This is a genomic window from Thiorhodococcus fuscus (assembly GCF_042682685.1).
Lineage (GTDB): Bacteria > Pseudomonadota > Gammaproteobacteria > Chromatiales > Chromatiaceae > Imhoffiella > Imhoffiella fuscus.
The window spans coordinates 47,159-62,444 of sequence record NZ_JBHUHX010000010.1; the positions used below are offsets into that span (position 1 = coordinate 47,159).

Genomic DNA, 15,286 nt, shown 5'->3' on the forward strand with positions numbered 1-15,286 from the left:
TTTCCACAATAGTGTTGATCGCCGTCGACCCTCGCGACCTCAGATGGACATCAAGTCCTGTTCTTTCTCAGCCAGAACCGAGTCGACATCCTTGATGTACTGATCGGTGAGCTTTTGCACGATCTCCTGACCACGTCGCTCGTCGTCCTCGGAGATCATCTTCTCCTTCACCAGCTCCTTGAGCTCATGGTTGGCATCGCGGCGAATGTTGCGCACGGCGACGCGCGCCTGCTCCGCCTCGTTACGTGCAACCTTGATCAGGTCGCGACGACGCTCTTCGGTCAGAGCAGGCATGGGAACGCGAATCACAGCACCGGCCGTATTCGGATTCAGACCGAGATCCGACTGCATGATCGCCTTCTCGATGGCCTGCACCATGTTTTTTTCCCAGGGCACCACCGACAGGGTACGGGCATCCTCGGCGTTGATGTTGGCAACCTGGCGAATCGGCACGTCGGAACCGTAATAGGAGACCATGATGTGGTCGAGCAACGAGGGGTGGGCGCGCCCGGTCCGAATCTTGGCGAGTTCGTGCGAGAGTGCCTCGACGCTCTTGGCCATCCGGTCCGCAGCATCTTTCTTGATATCGTCGATCATCTTAGTTCCCGCTTACCACCAACGACCCGACATCCTCGCCGCGGATCAATCGCAGCAGGGCTCCAGGCTCGTTGATATTCATTACACGAAGTGGCATTCCATGGTCTCGGCAGAGGACGATGGCCGTGGTATCCATGACCTTCAGCCCCTCGCGAAGCGCCTGATCGTAACTGATCCGACGGTAGAAGGTCGCGGTTGGGTCGGTCACAGGGTCAGCCGAATAGATGCCGTCGACCTTGGTGGCCTTGATCAGGAGTTCGGCACCGACCTCGATCGCCCGCAGACTGGCGGCCGAGTCGGTGGTGAAGAAGGGATTTCCGGTACCCGCAGCGAAGACGACGACCCGGTTCTTGTCGAGATGACGGATCGCGCGGCGGCGAATGAAATCCTCGCAGACCTGATTGATCTTGAGAGCGGACATGACACGGGTGGGCACGTTCAGGTGCTCCAGCGCGTCCTGCATGGCGAGCGCATTCATAACCGTCGCCAGCATGCCCATCTGATCGGCGGTCACCCGGTCCATGCCTTTGATGGCGAGGCCACTGCCACGGAAGAGATTACCGCCCCCGATCACCAGAGCGACCTGGACGCCCTCGGCGACGAGGTCGGCAATCTCCCGCGCGAAGCGCTGAAGAACATCCGGATCGATTCCATACGACCCCGAGCCCATGAGTGCCTCACCGCTGAGCTTGAGCAGGATGCGTCGATACACTGAGGCCCCCATGGGCGTCTACCTCGTCGCCGGTTGACTTCAAATTGATCGCAGATCGATCACTTGGAACCGATCACAGTTAAAGGAGCAGCATACCCCAATCGATCAGCTGCCGCGAACCTGAGCCATCACCTCTTCGGCGAAATTTTCGACCTTCTTCTCGATACCCTCGCCAACCTCGACGCGCGCGAAGCAGACGACCTTGGCTCCAGCCTGCTTGAGCAGCTTCTCGACGGACTGATCGGGATCCTTGACGAAGGGCTGACCGAGCAGAGTCACCTCTTCGAGGTATTTGCGCATGCGGCCCACGATCATCTTTTCAACGATGGCCTCGGGCTTGCCACTATCCAGGGCCTGCGCCTTGAAGATTTCACGCTCCTTATCGAGCGTCTCGGCAGGCACCTGATCAGCGTTGACACACAGCGGGTTGGTGGCCGCGACGTGCATGGCGATATCTCGGCCGAGCGACTCGTCGCCGCCCGCGAGCTCCACCATGACGCCGATGCGGACACCATGGATATAGCTATGGAGGGTGCCTTCGGATGCCTCAAAACGCATCAAACGACGGACCTGGACGTTTTCGCCAATTTTGGCGATCAGCGCCTCGCGCGCGCCGTCCACAGTGGTGGAGGCATCGCCAGCCAGGGGCTGCCCAGCCAGCTCGGCGGCATCCTGAGCGGAACCGACCAGAGCGGTATCGGCGACCGCGTCGGCAAATGCCTGGAAGTTCGAGTCCTTGGCGACGAAATCGGTCTCACAGTTGATCTCGACCATGACGCCTTTCTTGCCGTCATCCGAGACCCGGATCATGACGACACCCTCAGCTGCGGTGCGACCGGATTTCTTGGCGGCCTTGGCCTGGCCGGATTTGCGCATCGCCTCAATGGCGGACTCGATATCCCCATTGGCCTCGACGAGCGCGTTCTTGCACTCCATCATGCCGGCGCCCGTGCGCTCGCGCAGTTCCTTGACCAGTGCGGCTGTAATCGCCATGGTTGATCACCTCAGTAATACCCGTTCCGGGCAAGTCAAATCAGAATTCTTTGCTTGTGACGGCGGCCCCGGAGCCCCAAAGGGCGCCAGGGCCGGTCAGCAACTCGAAGCGGCGCGCCTTGGCGCGCCGGTGCAGCGTCAGGCCTCGGGGGCGCCGTCCGCTTCCTCGACAGCAGCGCTTTCGATCACGTCTGCGGTACGGCCAGCCATCGCGGCCGCCGTGTTGCGCCCATCGAGGATGGCATCGGCAGCACCCGAGATATAGAGGCGCACGGCGCGGATGGCGTCATCGTTGCCGGGAATGACGTAGTCCACACTGCTCGGGTCGTTGTTGGTATCGACGACGCCGATAACGGGGATACCCAGCTTGTTGGCCTCGGTCACGGCGATTTTCTCATGACCGACGTCGATCACGAACATGGCGTCCGGCAGACCGTCCATGTCCTTGATGCCACCCATGCTCTGCTCCAGCTTGGCACGCTCGCGCGACAGACCGAGTGCTTCCTTCTTGTTGAAGCGCTCGATGGTGCCGCTCTCGAACATCGCTTCCAGCTCCTTCAGTCGCTTGACGGACTGGCGGATGGTCTTGAAATTGGTCAGCATACCGCCAAGCCAGCGGTGATTGACGTACGGCATGCCACAGCGGGCAGCCTCTTCCTTGATGGCATCGCGCGCGGCGCGCTTGGTGCCGACGAAGAGGATCTTGCCGCCGTTGGCGGTCATGGTCCCCATGAAATTGACCGCCTCCTGGTAGAGCGGAAGGGTCTTCTCCAGGTTGACGATATGAATCTTGTTGCGGTGCCCGAAGATGAAGGTGGCCATCTTGGGGTTCCAGTAACGGGTCTGGTGGCCGAAATGAACACCGGCCTCCAGCATCTGGCGCATCGTGACTTCGCTCAAGGTCTTGCTTCCTGATAGTAAAGTTGGGTTGGACCTCCACGCATCCCACGCGACAACCCGGATCGCCGGGCACCCAGTCGCATGTGCCGATACGTGTGTGGACATGGTTCGAAACTCGACGGAACATGCACATCGTCACCCCCTCGAGCACCCGCAATCTTTGAAAATCGGGCAACGACGGGGCGATGAGAGGGCACGCGGGCAACATGCGCGCCGAGGACAGCCGACACAAAAAAGCGAAAAACCAAAGTTTTTCGCTTGGCGCCGGACGCAACGCACCCCATCTTTGGTTGGGGCAACCGAAGCTTCATTGCGGCAGCGCGCCGCGTTTTATACCATAGCCGATTGGATACGGGCAATCGCCCTTCACGCAGACGAGATTCGATACGGAGCGTTGTGGACGCCTCAACCGACAAGATGAGCGTAAAGATCAAGACCCCAGAAGCGATCGAAAAGATGCGCGTCGCCTGCCGACTCGCGGCGGACGTACTCGATATGATCGCCCCTCATATCAAACCGGGCGTCACCACCGAAGAGCTCGACCAGATCTGCCACCACTACATCACCGAAGTGCAGGGGGCGATCCCTGCCCCGCTCAACTACCGGGGCTATCCCAAGTCGATCTGCACCTCCCTCAACCATCAGGTCTGCCACGGAATCCCGAGCGACAAGCGCCTGAAGAAGGGCGACGTGATGAATGTCGACATCACGGTGATCAAAGACGGCTATCACGGCGATACCAGCAAGATGTTCTTCGTCGGCGAGCCATCGATCCTCGCCCGCCGCCTAGTGACCGTCACGCAGCAGGCCATGATGCTCGGCATCGGGGTCATCCGCCCGGGCGCCACGCTCGGCGACATCGGCCACACCATCCAGAAGTTCGTCGAGGCGCAAGGCTACTCGGTCGTCCGAGAATATTGCGGACACGGCATCGGGCGCGAGTTCCACGAGGATCCCCAGGTACTGCACTACGGCAAGCCGGGCGAGGGGCTCGTGCTCCGACCGGGCATGTGCTTTACGGTCGAACCCATGGTCAACGCCGGCAAGCGTTTCATCAAGATCCTGCCCGACGGCTGGACCGTGGTCACCAAGGACCGCAGTCTCTCTGCACAATGGGAGCACACCGTACTGGTGACGGAGGACGGATACGAGATCCTGACATTACGCGCGGAAGAGCGCGACGACGCCCCGCCGGCACAGTCATGAAGGAAGACACGGGGACCGCCGGTCTCGCACGGACACAGATGCAGTCGAGCATGGCGCCAAACGCGACGACCCGCCCTACCCCAACGATTTCGTCCTTCAAATCCCGACTCAAATCCGGGTGCAACGATCTCTATCACCAATTCGATCTCGGCATCCCCATAGCCGTGCTCGTCGAGCAGCGCAGCCAACTCATCGACACGGTGCTGCGCGAGGCATGGGATCACCACCTCGGCCCCCACCAGGAATCCGCCGCGCTGGTCGCCGTCGGCGGTTACGGCCGACAGGAATTGCAGCCAGCCTCCGACGTCGACATTCTCATCCTCGTCGCACCCGACTCGGAGGCACAGCTCGCCCAACCGCTCGAACACCTCATCACCTTTTTCTGGGACATCGGTCTGGAGGTGGGCCACAGCGTGCGCACCGTCGCCGAATGCGTTCACGAGGCCACGAGTGACGTCACCGTCATTACCAATCTGCTGGAGGCGCGACTGCTGAGCGGTAACGAATCGCTCTTCCAAGAAATGCGCATCGCAACCGGCCCGGATCGAATCTGGAGCAGCGAGCATTTCTTCGCCGCCAAGACCACCGAGCAACAGGCACGCTGGCAGAAATATGGCGAGACAGCCTACAACCTGGAACCCAACATCAAGGAAAACCCAGGCGGGCTGCGCGACATCCAGATGATCGGCTGGGTCGCCAAGCGCCACTTCGACGCAGAAACCCTTCATGACCTGGTCGGGCATGGCTTTCTCACCGAACACGAGCACCAAGCCCTCATCGGCGGCCAAACCCTGCTGTGGCGCATCCGCTTCTCGCTGCACCGACTGACCGGACGACGCGAGGATCGGCTGCTGTTCGATTATCAACGGACCCTCGCCCAGCAATTCGGATTCCGCGACGGCGCGAACAACCTCGCGGTCGAGCAGTTCATGCAGCAGTACTATCGGACCGTGCAGGAGCTCAACCGGCTCAACGAGATGCTGCTCCAGCTCTTTCGCGAGGCCATCCTACTGCACGACGACATCGGTCCACCGACGCCGATCAACAAACGCTTCCAATCGCGCAGCGGCTATCTCGAAGTCACCTCGCCGAGCGTCTTCCGACGCTACCCCATCGCGCTCCTGGAGGTCTTCCACATCCTCCAGACCCGGCCCGAGCTGGACGGCGTGCGCGCGAGCACCATCCGACTGATCCGCGAGAACCGCCACCGCATCGACGACGACTTCCGCGCCGACCTGCGCGCACGCAGCCTGTTCATGGAGATCCTGCGCGAACCGCACGGGCTGACTCACGCCATCCGTCGCATGAACCGCTACGGCGTGCTCGCCGCCTACATCCCAGCCTTTGCCAACATCGTCGGACGCATGCAGTACGACCTGCTGCACGTCTACACGGTAGACGAGCACACCCTGACGCTGGTGCGCAACCTGCGCCGCTTCACCATCCCCAAGCACGACGACGAATTCCCACTGTGCAGCGCAGTCGGACGCCGCATCCCCAAGCTGGAACTCCTCTATCTGGGCGGACTCTTCCACGACATCGCCAAGGGCCGCGGCGGCGACCACTCGACCCTGGGCGCGCGCGACGCCTGGGATTTCTGCCGACTGCACGGCCTCAGCGAATTCGACAGCCGACTGGTGGCCTGGCTGGTCGAAAACCATCTGGTGATGTCTATGACCGCCCAGCGCAAGGACATCAGCGATCCAGAGGTGGTTCAGTCGTTCGCCGAACTGATCGGCGACCCCAATCGGCTCGACTATCTCTATCTGCTCACCGTCGCCGACGCCCGAGCCACCAATCCCGAACGCTGGAACAGCTGGATCGACGCCCTGCTGCGCGAGCTCTATTACGCGACCCGGCGCGCCCTGCTGCGCGGACTCGACAACCCCCAGGCCCAGGACGAACTCATCAGCCAGAAACAGGCCGAGAGCATACGACTGGTGGCACGCTACGGCGGCGACCCCAGCGCCTGCGGCACGCTCTGGCTCAAATTCAGCCTGGACTTCTTCCTACACAACTCACCGGACGAAATCGCCTGGCAGACCCGCCAGATCCTCGCCGTCGATACGTCACAAGAACCGCTGGTGGTCATCCGCCCGATCACCGCGCGCGGCGGAACCGAAATCTTCATCTACACCCGCGACCGCTCCAACCTCTTCGCCCTCACCACCGCCACGCTCGACCAAATGGGCCTCGACATCATGGATGCCCGCGTCATGACCACCGACGACGGCATGGCCGTCAACAGCTACCAGATCCTCGACCAGGACGGAGAGCCGGTGGATGACACGCTTCGCATGGAAGAAATCCGCGCCACACTCGCGCACAACATCGCCGAAGAAGGCGACGGCCACATCCGCGTCGCCCGCGCCGTCCCCAGACGACTGCGCCACTTTCCCATCGAGACCCGCATCAGTTTCTCGTGCGACGACCCCAACCATCGCACCATCATGCGGCTCACCACACTCGACCGCCCCGGCCTACTCGCCGAGGTCGGTGCCGTTTTCCAGCAGTGCGGCATCAGATTACAGAATGCCAAGATCGCCACCGTAGGCGCAGAGGTCGATGACGTCTTTTTCATCACCAGCGAGGATGACACGCCGATCACCTGTGAAACGGCGTTGGCCTGTCTGAGACGGGAGATTTATGAAAGGCTTGAAACGCAGGCTCGCAACAGCTAATCGCCAACCATCCAAGCGCAGCCGCCGCAGATTGAAACAAGGCCAAGCAGAAGGCGAATCAGGTAGTATGGACTCACTCCCTTGGAGAGCAAAAAGCCGAGGGGGACACAACACTGCAAATACTCCAGTAAAACGCCAATGCAAGCCGACCTCACCGTTCTCGTTAATTCAACCGACAGCTTTGCCGATTGTTGGACACCCTTCTTTCACCTCTTCACCCATTATTGGCCGAACTGCCCCTACCCGATCGTACTGAATACCGAATCTAAGGATTTCAACTTTCCAGGATTAGACCTTCGCACCAGCCGAGTGGCAGAAGGCTGGCAAGACAAAAAACGCATCCCTTGGAGTGATTGCTTGGCTCGCTGCCTCGACGGAATCGAATCACGCTACGTACTTTATCTCCAAGAGGATTATTTTCTCAACGCGCCAGTGGAGCAGGACCTGATCGAGGAATTCACTCAAGTAATGGATTCCGCGCGAGTTCCTCACGTCAGACTCATGGAGCTCGACCGAAACGCCGGTCATTACCCCTCAAAACTGCATCCACTACTGTGGGAAATCAATCCCAAGGCAAGTTACCACCTGAGCCTGCAGGCGGGGCTATGGGAGAAGGCAGCGCTGCGCGGACTCTTAATGGAAGGCGAGAGCGCCTGGGATCTAGAGCGCAAGGGTAATCTCCGCTCCTACTCTATTGGCGCACCTTTTCTCTGCCAAAGCCTCGAAGAATTCAACGCTAAAGACCGATACCCTATCCCCTACCGCCCCACAGGCATCATTCGCGGACAATGGAATGCTGCTGCAGTATGCGACTTGTTCGAGCACCACAGTCTCAAGGTCGATTATTCCCAACGAGGCTTCTACCAACCTAGCCTTTGGCAACGACTGATGATCCCCTGGCGAGCCAGGGCCAGAAGAGTCGTCACGCACCTATATGCCCAACTCGCTCGATCCCGAACGCCAACTGGAAAACAATAGGGCATAAGAATCCAGTCATGAGCCGAAAAACCGCAGTCATCATGGCGTGTCACAATCGCAAGGCGACAACCCTTGAGTGTCTAAAACGGTTATTTGAACAGGAATGGAAGCCCGAAATCCTTGATGTCTATCTGGTGGACGACGCCTCCACGGATGGCACCGCCTCTGCGGTCCGCTCAACTTTTTCGCATGTGCGCATCATAGAAGGCGACGGCATGCAATTCTGGTGTGGGGGCATGCGCCTCGCCTGGGCAGCGGCCGCCAAGGGAGATTACGACTTTTACCTCTGGCTCAACGATGACACCTGGCTCCTACCGTCGGCCCTCAAGCATGCGTTCGATCTCCACGCTTCCTTAGAGGGACACTCGAACGAAGCGTGCTACATCGTCGGATCCATTCGTGATCCGCTCTCGCTCAGGCCCAGCTACGGCGGCATGAGCTGGACGCGAGACGGTTGGCGGATGCGCTCTGAGCTTCTGACCCCGGAAGGATTTCCCAAACGCTGCGACACCCTCAATGGCAATTTCGCACTCATTCCTCGCGCAGTGTTCCAAAAGGTAGGCAACCTTTCCACGGCATTTACCCATGGCATGGGTGATTTCGACTATGGCCTCCGAGCGCGCGCCGCCGGCTGCCAACTGTGGGCGACGGGCGAGTACGTGGCGGAGTGCCAACTCAATACGACCGAACCAGCCTGGCTCGATTCGACCCACTCGCTGGCCGATCGCTGGAAAAGCCTCAACAGCCCCAAAGGAACCCCGCCTCTGGAGTACCTCCGATTCGTCAGCAAACACGGCGGCCCACTCTGGCCACTCACGCTCGCAAAGCTATTTGGTCGGTTCCTGCTACCAGGGTTGTGGTCGCGAATCAAAGCGACCAAGACCATCGGCCTTGCAAACAGACCAAGCAACGAGCTAGCCAGCAAGGAACAGGCCGAGCCGTTTTCGCTAGCCACCCCCTCCCGCCAAGCACCGACAGGATCAAGCGCAGCCCGGCGCCTCAGGATCCTAGTCTCTGCCTACGCATGCGATCCGGATATAGGCTCAGAAGCAGGCATGGGTTGGAATTGGATCCGGCACTTGGCGTTGCACGCTGACCTCTGGGTGCTGACGGAGGAAAACCGCTCCGTGCCGGCACTCAAGAAAGGGATCGCGCGGCATCCTGAGTTGCAAGGCCGGATCCAGATTATCGGCATCCCTCGCCATCGTTATGGTGAACGGCTATGGTCGCACTTTTACTACCTCAGCTATCGCGATTGGCAATGGGCAGCGTACCGTAAGGCGGTAGATCTACATCGTGAGATTGGTTTCGACCTCGCCCATCAGCTCAATATGATTGGCTACCGAGAGCCCGGATATCTCTGGAAACTACCTATCCCCTTTGTTTGGGGACCGGTCGGTGGCCATGCCCAAATGCCGTGGCGATACATTCCCTCTCTGGATCGACACAGCGCGATCCACTACAGCGTTCGCAACGTATTAAACGCCATTCAGATGCGCACCAGCGGCAGGGTTCGCAAAGCGGTACGGGCAGCGGACGTAATCCTGGCGGCAACCCGAGAGGATCAAACGGCGCTGCGGCGCACTCACGGCCTCGAATCGGTACTTTTAAACGAGCAAGGCACAACCTCACAACTGACCACTGCACGCCCGTCCCGCTCCACCCAAACACCCCTAAAGCTAGTTTGGTGCGGCTTATTTGTTGGTCGCAAAGCCTTGCCACTGGGGCTGAAAGCGATGCAGAGGGCTCTAGCTGCAGGCGCCAATATTCAGCTTGACATTGTCGGATCCGGGATGACCGAAACGACTTGGAAAGAGCTTGCGCAGCATCTAGGCATCGCCTCGCACTGCCGTTGGCACGGCATGGTCGAACACGCCAAGGCTCTGGATATCATGGCGGATAGTGATGCCCTGCTCTTCACCAGCTTACAAGAGGGAACGCCAGCGGTGATCCTAGAAGCCCTGCAAAGCGGGCTACCGATTGTTTGTCACGATGCTTGCGGATTCGGTACTACCGTCAATGACGAATGTGCCCTCACGGTGCCTTTGCGCAACCCTGAGATCAGCATTGCCGGCTTCACTGCCGCCATCCTACGTCTAGCACACGAGCCGGGGCTGGTAGAGCGGCTCTCGGCTGGAGCCATCGCACGAGCTGCCGAACTCTCCTGGCAATCCCGAGCCTTACTTATGATGGAGCATTACCAATATGCACTACATATCGCGCGATAAAAGGCCGGGGCATGCTATCGAATAATGGCACCGGAGCCCCCGCCCAAGCGCTCGCCGCCTCACCCTCCCGCGCCGATAACACCACCAAGGTTGGCTTCGTCTACCTCATGCCATTGGTGCTGTTCGTGGTGGCGCCTCAGCTGACCCTTCGCATGCCTCTGTCTTGGCAATTGCAAGAGGTGGACGAATACGCCCTGGCAAACGCCGCGTCTGCCGCTGCTCAAGCGGCATCCGGTTACGACTATACGATCACCCTGCTTCGCGGCCCAGCCTACCTACTCGCCCTTTACCTGTTTCTCCGGCATGCCGACACAGGATTCAAAATCCTCTTCCAGAGCCTTCCCTACGCGCTCTTGCTTGGACTTGCACTCGCGTCCGCACTCTGGTCCCACTACCCCGAAAAAGTCATCATCAATTTCGGTCACATGGTCGGCATGATGCTGGTGTCTATCGCGGCCGTTCGCTATTTCAATGCTCGGCTGTCTGCGCTCTACACCTGGCTCGCACTCTTGAACAGTCCGGCCCTCCTCGTTTCAGCGGCAGTCTGCCTTACGTTACCGGGTCTCAGCATCGGATTCGACGGTCGGTGGATCGGTGTACTGGGCAATGCCAATTCACTGGCGGTTGCCGCTCTCTGCGAAATTTGGCTCGCCATGACGGTGCTCCAGACCTCCTCACATCCCAAGGCCCGCTTGGTGCGCTGGGCGCTCTTGCCCCTAAGCTGGCTGACCCTCATCGGCACCGGCAGCAAAACATCGCTGCTCGCAGCGCTGTTGCTTTCAGGTCTGATATTCACGTTCGCCCCATTGCAAAACGCAAGCACGAGCAAACGAGTGGTCCGCCTCGCGGCCATATTAGGCCTGGCACTGCTGCTGGTACTTTGGGTGCTGGTACTGAAACCTGAGCTGTTGAGTTACGCAGGATTTCTGCACGCCCTGGGCCGCAGCACAAACCTGACCGGCCGCACCGAACTCTGGGCCGTTGCCTTGGAGCTGATCAATCAACGCCCCTGGTTCGGCTGGAGCTTCGACTCCAACCTGTCCGTGCTGAAGGCATTGCATCATGTGACCTCCGCCGCCGGACAATTCCATAGCGGCTATTTGGACCTGCTGGTTAGAAGCGGGGTAGCTGGCGCATTCCTGACCCTGGCATTGATGGCTCAGGTCAGCCTCGCCGCTTGGCGCTTTCGCAAAACGGATTATCGAGCAGCCGTCTGTTATTTGGCACTGATCGCTGCGGTTCTGCTCCACAACATCGCCGAGGCATCGCTTGCGCGCGACACGCACCCAATATGGATGCTGATCCTGCTGCTGTACTTCGATCTCATCTATCGCCGGGTGGTCCAATCATCCACCACCGACACGGCGTCCCACCGCACCATCCCACGGCAGCTTGAACCTAGCCATCGACGCCCAACCCGATCACACAGACACCCATGAGCAACAACTCGTCATTTCAGGACAAGAGTTACGAACGGCATGCCGACCATTTCCGCGAGCACGCAGCCGGAGGAACCCTGGCGGAACACGCGCAGACTTGGCTCGCACGCGATACCGTCGATGCCTGGCTACACGAGCGGCTCTATGGCGCGCTGGACCCTATTCTCACCCAGGATCCCGAAGCCGCTTGGCTGACCGTGGGCGACGGACGCTTTGGCAAGGACGCCACGTACATTCTGGAGCATGACGGTCACGCCCTGGCGACCGATATCTCCGAAACGCTGCTGAAAGAGGCGCAAGAGCGTGGACTCATTCGGGACTATGCCGTGGAAAACGCAGAGGCCCTGTCCTTTGACGACGCGAGCTTCGATTATGTCTTCTGCAAGGAGGCCTACCATCATTTCCCACGCCCCATGTTGGCACTTTACGAGATGCTGAGGGTTACCAAAAAAGCGGTTTGTCTACTAGAACCACAGGATCTGTATGTTGGCGCCAAACCCACGAGCGCGTTTTTCGCGGCTTTAAAGAATACCGTCAAGCAACTCCTGGGGCGCCCCGCCGCGAAGCACAATTTCGAGGACTCGGGGAATTACGTCTACAGCATTTCACGCCGTGAGATGGAGAAGGTCGCCCTTGGCATCAATCTCCGAATGGTCGCCTTCAAGGGCTTCAATAGCGCTTATTTCAAGGGTGCGGAGTATGAGCGACTCACCACTCGCGGCCCCATTCAGCGCCGGGTGAAATCGATGATCGGCATTCAGGACGCGCTCTGCCGAGTTGGCATTGGCGAACATGGACTGCTGGCCGCCATTCTTTTCAAGGAGGTACCTGCCGAACCGCTGGCAACCAGCCTGACCGATGCGGGATACGACCTGATCCGACTTCCCGAAAACCCCTATATCGCAGGCTGAGCACCCGCACTGCCACCATGGCCACCGCCCCTGCCGACACCTTCATTTCCCTGAGCCATTTCCCCATGCGGAAGGTCGTCATCGTTCAGCGTGTTCTCCCCCATTACCGTGTTGCGTTTTTCAGTGAATTACGTCTTCGCTTGCTCGACGAAAACATCGATATGCGCCTGGCTTACGGCCAGGAACTCCCCGGACAGATCCCGCGAACAGTGGATCTGATCGCGCCTTGGGCCATTCGCGTACAGAACCGCTATCTGCCGCTCGGACCGGTCAAGCCAGTCTGGCAGCCCTGCCTGAACCTGATCGAGGACGCTGATCTCGTCATCATCGAGCAAGCCAACGCACTGTTGCTGAATCATTGGCTGATGCTACGTCGGGCCTTGCGCGCTCGCCCACTAGTCGCCTTCTGGGGACACGGCAGCAACCGCCAAGCGGCTCACCCCGACTCACTCTCGGAGCAAATCAAACGCAGGCTCATTACCCGAGTCGACTGGTGGTTCGCCTACACAAGGCTCAGCGCCCGCTTGGTGCGTGAAGCGGGCTTCCCACCAGAGCGAATCACCATCGTCAACAACACCCTGGATACGGGGACGCTACGCCGGGATTTGGCTGCCGTGACCCCTGCCGAGCAGGCAACGGCACGACGCCGTTTGGAACTCAGGCCTAACGACCGAATCTGCCTGTACAGCGGCGGACTCTATCCCGATAAGCGGCTCGACTTCTTGATCCAGGCCGGAGCGGCAATCCATGCCCGTCTGCCGGATTTCCGGCTGCTGATCATCGGCGACGGCCCCGAGCGGGAACGGATCGACAGAGCCGCCCGGACGCATCCCTGGTTGCGTTACCTCGGCCCCCTCTTCGGAGCGGATCGGGCCATTTACTACAGACTCGGCCAGGCATTCCTGATGCCGGGCTTGGTGGGACTGGTGATCATCGACAGCTTCGCCACCGGCCTACCGCTGTTCACCCTGGATGATTCCCCTCATAGCCCGGAGATCGCCTATCTCAAGCCAGGCGAAAACGGTTACATGACGCCCCCTGACGTAACTGTCTACGCGGCTGCGGTCTGCGCGTTTCTGGAGGGTGGCGAGCGTTCTGCCAACGTGCGGAGCGCCTGCCTGGAAAGCGGCCGAACGCTGACCCTGGAACGCATGGTCGCACACTATGCGACCGGCATTACACGCTGTTTACGCGACAACATCGCAGCCGGACAGTTGGATGACACCCCACCGGACCAAACCGTTCGCTCCGAATCTACCCCTGGGAATCCGACTTCATGCGCGTGCTTCTAGGACATTGTTTCTATCGCACCTCAGCCCCCAGCGGAGAGGATGTGATGTACCGCAATGAGCGTAACCTTCTGGAGTCCAGCGGCATTGAAGTGATTCCATTTGAGCTGCACAACGACGACATCGAGATCGAGGACATCGCCTCGCGGCTCAAGATCGGACTATCAACGGTATGGTCTTTCGATGCGGCGCGCCGCCTGTCGGAGTTGATCGAAACAACGCGCCCGGATGTTGCCCATTTCCACAACACCTTTCCTCAGATGTCGCCGAGCGTGTACGCCGTCTGCCGCAAACATAGCGTGCCCGTCGTTCAGACGCTGCACAACTTTCGTCTGATCTGCCCCGGCGCCTTATTGATGCGCAATGACCGCCCTTGCGAGGACTGCGTCGGCACAACACTGCTCCCAGCACTGATCCATCGCTGCTACCGACAGTCCTTCGCGGCAACCTTCTCGCTTGCCCTTACCCTGCAATTCAATCGGCTTGTCGGTTCTTACCGAAACAACGTGGACCGCTATATCGCCTTGACTCAATTTCAGAGGACCTGCCTTGTCAAAGGCGGTATTCCCGAACACAAGATCGTGGTCAAACCCAATTTTCTGGCGAAACCACCGGATCAAGGCACAGGGAATGGCGGTTACGCACTGTTCGTCGGTAGACTGACACGCGAGAAAGGGGTAGACCTGCTGTTAACGGCCTGGAAAGGGCTGCGCGACTTGAGATTGAAGGTGGCTGGTGACGGAGAGTTGCGCGCCGAGCTTCAACAGCAGTCACGCCTGCACGACCTACCCGTCGAATTTCTAGGATTTCAACATTACCAAGACGTCTTGCGACTGATTGGAGGCGCAAGTCTCTTGATCATGCCATCGCGGTGGTATGAAGGGTTTCCAATGATCCTATTGGAGGCGTTCGCGTGCGGCACCCCTGTCGTCGCCTCGTCGATTGGGAGCCTAGAAGAAATCGTCAGCAACGTTCCTGGATGCGTAACCTTTACGCCCGACGTCTCCGACTCGCTGATCTCAGCAGTGCGTCAAGCTTCGGCAAATGCCTCTAGCAATCCAAAGACGAGAGACCAGATCCGAAACCTGTTCGACACTCGGTACACAGCTCACAGAAATCTCGGGCAGCTCCGATCCATCTATGCATCGATCAGTCGCCGCAGACTTGATTCTTGAGCACTGGCTACAGATGTTCATGCTGGTGTTTGCAAAGAAATATGCGCCGCTCGATCGAAAGGCACCATGGTAATCGCTCAGCCCCTCCCCCAGACGCTCCCCCTGGTGGGGGAGCGTCTGGGCGATTAGGCACGATGAGATCACAAGCCAAGTCCCGCGATCATCAAAAACCCTGTA

At 59.4% G+C, this 15,286-nt stretch carries 12 protein-coding genes; 8 read left to right on the forward strand and 4 right to left on the reverse strand.

The window, feature by feature from the left end; all coding sequences use genetic code 11:
* Positions 1–39: 39 nt before the first annotated feature.
* The 4 genes from frr to rpsB all read right to left on the reverse strand — a co-directional run bounded on the left by frr (position 40) and on the right by rpsB (position 3,187).
* Entirely contained in the window at positions 40–597 is a 558-nt protein-coding gene (frr, locus tag ACFSJC_RS05340; RefSeq protein WP_007042250.1) for a ribosome recycling factor, read from the reverse strand.
* Position 598: 1 nt separating this feature from the next.
* Positions 599–1,321 (reverse strand): UMP kinase, encoded by a 723-nt coding sequence (pyrH, locus tag ACFSJC_RS05345; RefSeq protein WP_386024273.1) that lies wholly within the window; start codon positions 1,319–1,321, stop codon positions 599–601.
* 93 nt (positions 1,322–1,414) lie between these two features.
* Entirely contained in the window at positions 1,415–2,302 is an 888-nt protein-coding gene (gene tsf, locus ACFSJC_RS05350) for a translation elongation factor Ts (RefSeq protein WP_386024276.1), read from the reverse strand.
* A gap of 138 nt (positions 2,303–2,440) precedes the next feature.
* Positions 2,441–3,187 (reverse strand): 30S ribosomal protein S2, encoded by a 747-nt coding sequence (rpsB, locus tag ACFSJC_RS05355; RefSeq protein ID WP_386024479.1) that lies wholly within the window; start codon positions 3,185–3,187, stop codon positions 2,441–2,443.
* A 360-nt stretch (positions 3,188–3,547) separates the two neighbouring features.
* Here rpsB and map point away from each other — a divergent pair, with 360 nt between their 5' ends.
* From map to ACFSJC_RS05395, 8 genes are all read left to right on the forward strand, one after another.
* Entirely contained in the window at positions 3,548–4,408 is an 861-nt protein-coding gene (gene map / locus ACFSJC_RS05360) for a type I methionyl aminopeptidase (protein ID WP_386024482.1), read from the forward strand.
* Entirely contained in the window at positions 4,405–7,089 is a 2,685-nt protein-coding gene (gene glnD / locus ACFSJC_RS05365; protein ID WP_386024279.1) for a [protein-PII] uridylyltransferase, read from the forward strand. Before map ends, glnD begins: the two co-directional genes overlap by 4 nt.
* Before the next feature lie 138 nt (positions 7,090–7,227).
* Complete coding sequence (locus tag ACFSJC_RS05370; RefSeq protein WP_386024282.1) at positions 7,228–8,067, forward strand: hypothetical protein; 840 nt, start codon at positions 7,228–7,230, stop codon at positions 8,065–8,067.
* Between the two features lie 17 nt (positions 8,068–8,084).
* On the forward strand, positions 8,085–10,295 hold the full coding sequence (locus tag ACFSJC_RS05375) for a glycosyltransferase (protein WP_386024285.1): 2,211 nt from the start codon (positions 8,085–8,087) through the stop codon (positions 10,293–10,295).
* Between the two features lie 11 nt (positions 10,296–10,306).
* Complete coding sequence (locus tag ACFSJC_RS05380) at positions 10,307–11,734, forward strand: O-antigen ligase family protein (RefSeq protein ID WP_386024288.1); 1,428 nt, start codon at positions 10,307–10,309, stop codon at positions 11,732–11,734.
* Entirely contained in the window at positions 11,731–12,645 is a 915-nt protein-coding gene (locus ACFSJC_RS05385; RefSeq protein WP_386024291.1) for a class I SAM-dependent methyltransferase, read from the forward strand. The genes ACFSJC_RS05380 and ACFSJC_RS05385 overlap by 4 nt, the downstream gene beginning before the upstream one ends.
* A gap of 17 nt (positions 12,646–12,662) precedes the next feature.
* The gene (locus ACFSJC_RS05390) at positions 12,663–13,937 is read left to right on the forward strand and encodes a glycosyltransferase family 4 protein (RefSeq protein WP_386024294.1); all 1,275 of its coding nucleotides are present in this window, start codon (positions 12,663–12,665) and stop codon (positions 13,935–13,937) included.
* A gap of 44 nt (positions 13,938–13,981) precedes the next feature.
* Positions 13,982–15,109 (forward strand): glycosyltransferase family 4 protein, encoded by a 1,128-nt coding sequence (locus ACFSJC_RS05395; RefSeq protein ID WP_386024297.1) that lies wholly within the window; start codon positions 13,982–13,984, stop codon positions 15,107–15,109.
* Positions 15,110–15,286: the final 177 nt, after the last annotated feature.

Coding starts and splice junctions, on each gene's coding strand:
- glnD (WP_386024279.1), top strand. CDS start 4,405: ATGAAGGAAGACACGGGGACCGCCGGTCTCGCACGGACACAGATGCAG.
- rpsB (WP_386024479.1), bottom strand. CDS start 3,187: ATGCGCCAGATGCTGGAGGCCGGTGTTCATTTCGGCCACCAGACCCGT.
- pyrH (WP_386024273.1), bottom strand. CDS start 1,321: ATGGGGGCCTCAGTGTATCGACGCATCCTGCTCAAGCTCAGCGGTGAG.
- ACFSJC_RS05370 (WP_386024282.1), top strand. CDS start 7,228: ATGCAAGCCGACCTCACCGTTCTCGTTAATTCAACCGACAGCTTTGCC.
- ACFSJC_RS05390 (WP_386024294.1), top strand. CDS start 12,663: ATGGCCACCGCCCCTGCCGACACCTTCATTTCCCTGAGCCATTTCCCC.
- ACFSJC_RS05375 (WP_386024285.1), top strand. CDS start 8,085: ATGAGCCGAAAAACCGCAGTCATCATGGCGTGTCACAATCGCAAGGCG.
- frr (WP_007042250.1), bottom strand. CDS start 597: ATGATCGACGATATCAAGAAAGATGCTGCGGACCGGATGGCCAAGAGC.
- ACFSJC_RS05385 (WP_386024291.1), top strand. CDS start 11,731: ATGAGCAACAACTCGTCATTTCAGGACAAGAGTTACGAACGGCATGCC.
- ACFSJC_RS05395 (WP_386024297.1), top strand. CDS start 13,982: ATGTACCGCAATGAGCGTAACCTTCTGGAGTCCAGCGGCATTGAAGTG.
- tsf (WP_386024276.1), bottom strand. CDS start 2,302: ATGGCGATTACAGCCGCACTGGTCAAGGAACTGCGCGAGCGCACGGGC.
- ACFSJC_RS05380 (WP_386024288.1), top strand. CDS start 10,307: ATGCTATCGAATAATGGCACCGGAGCCCCCGCCCAAGCGCTCGCCGCC.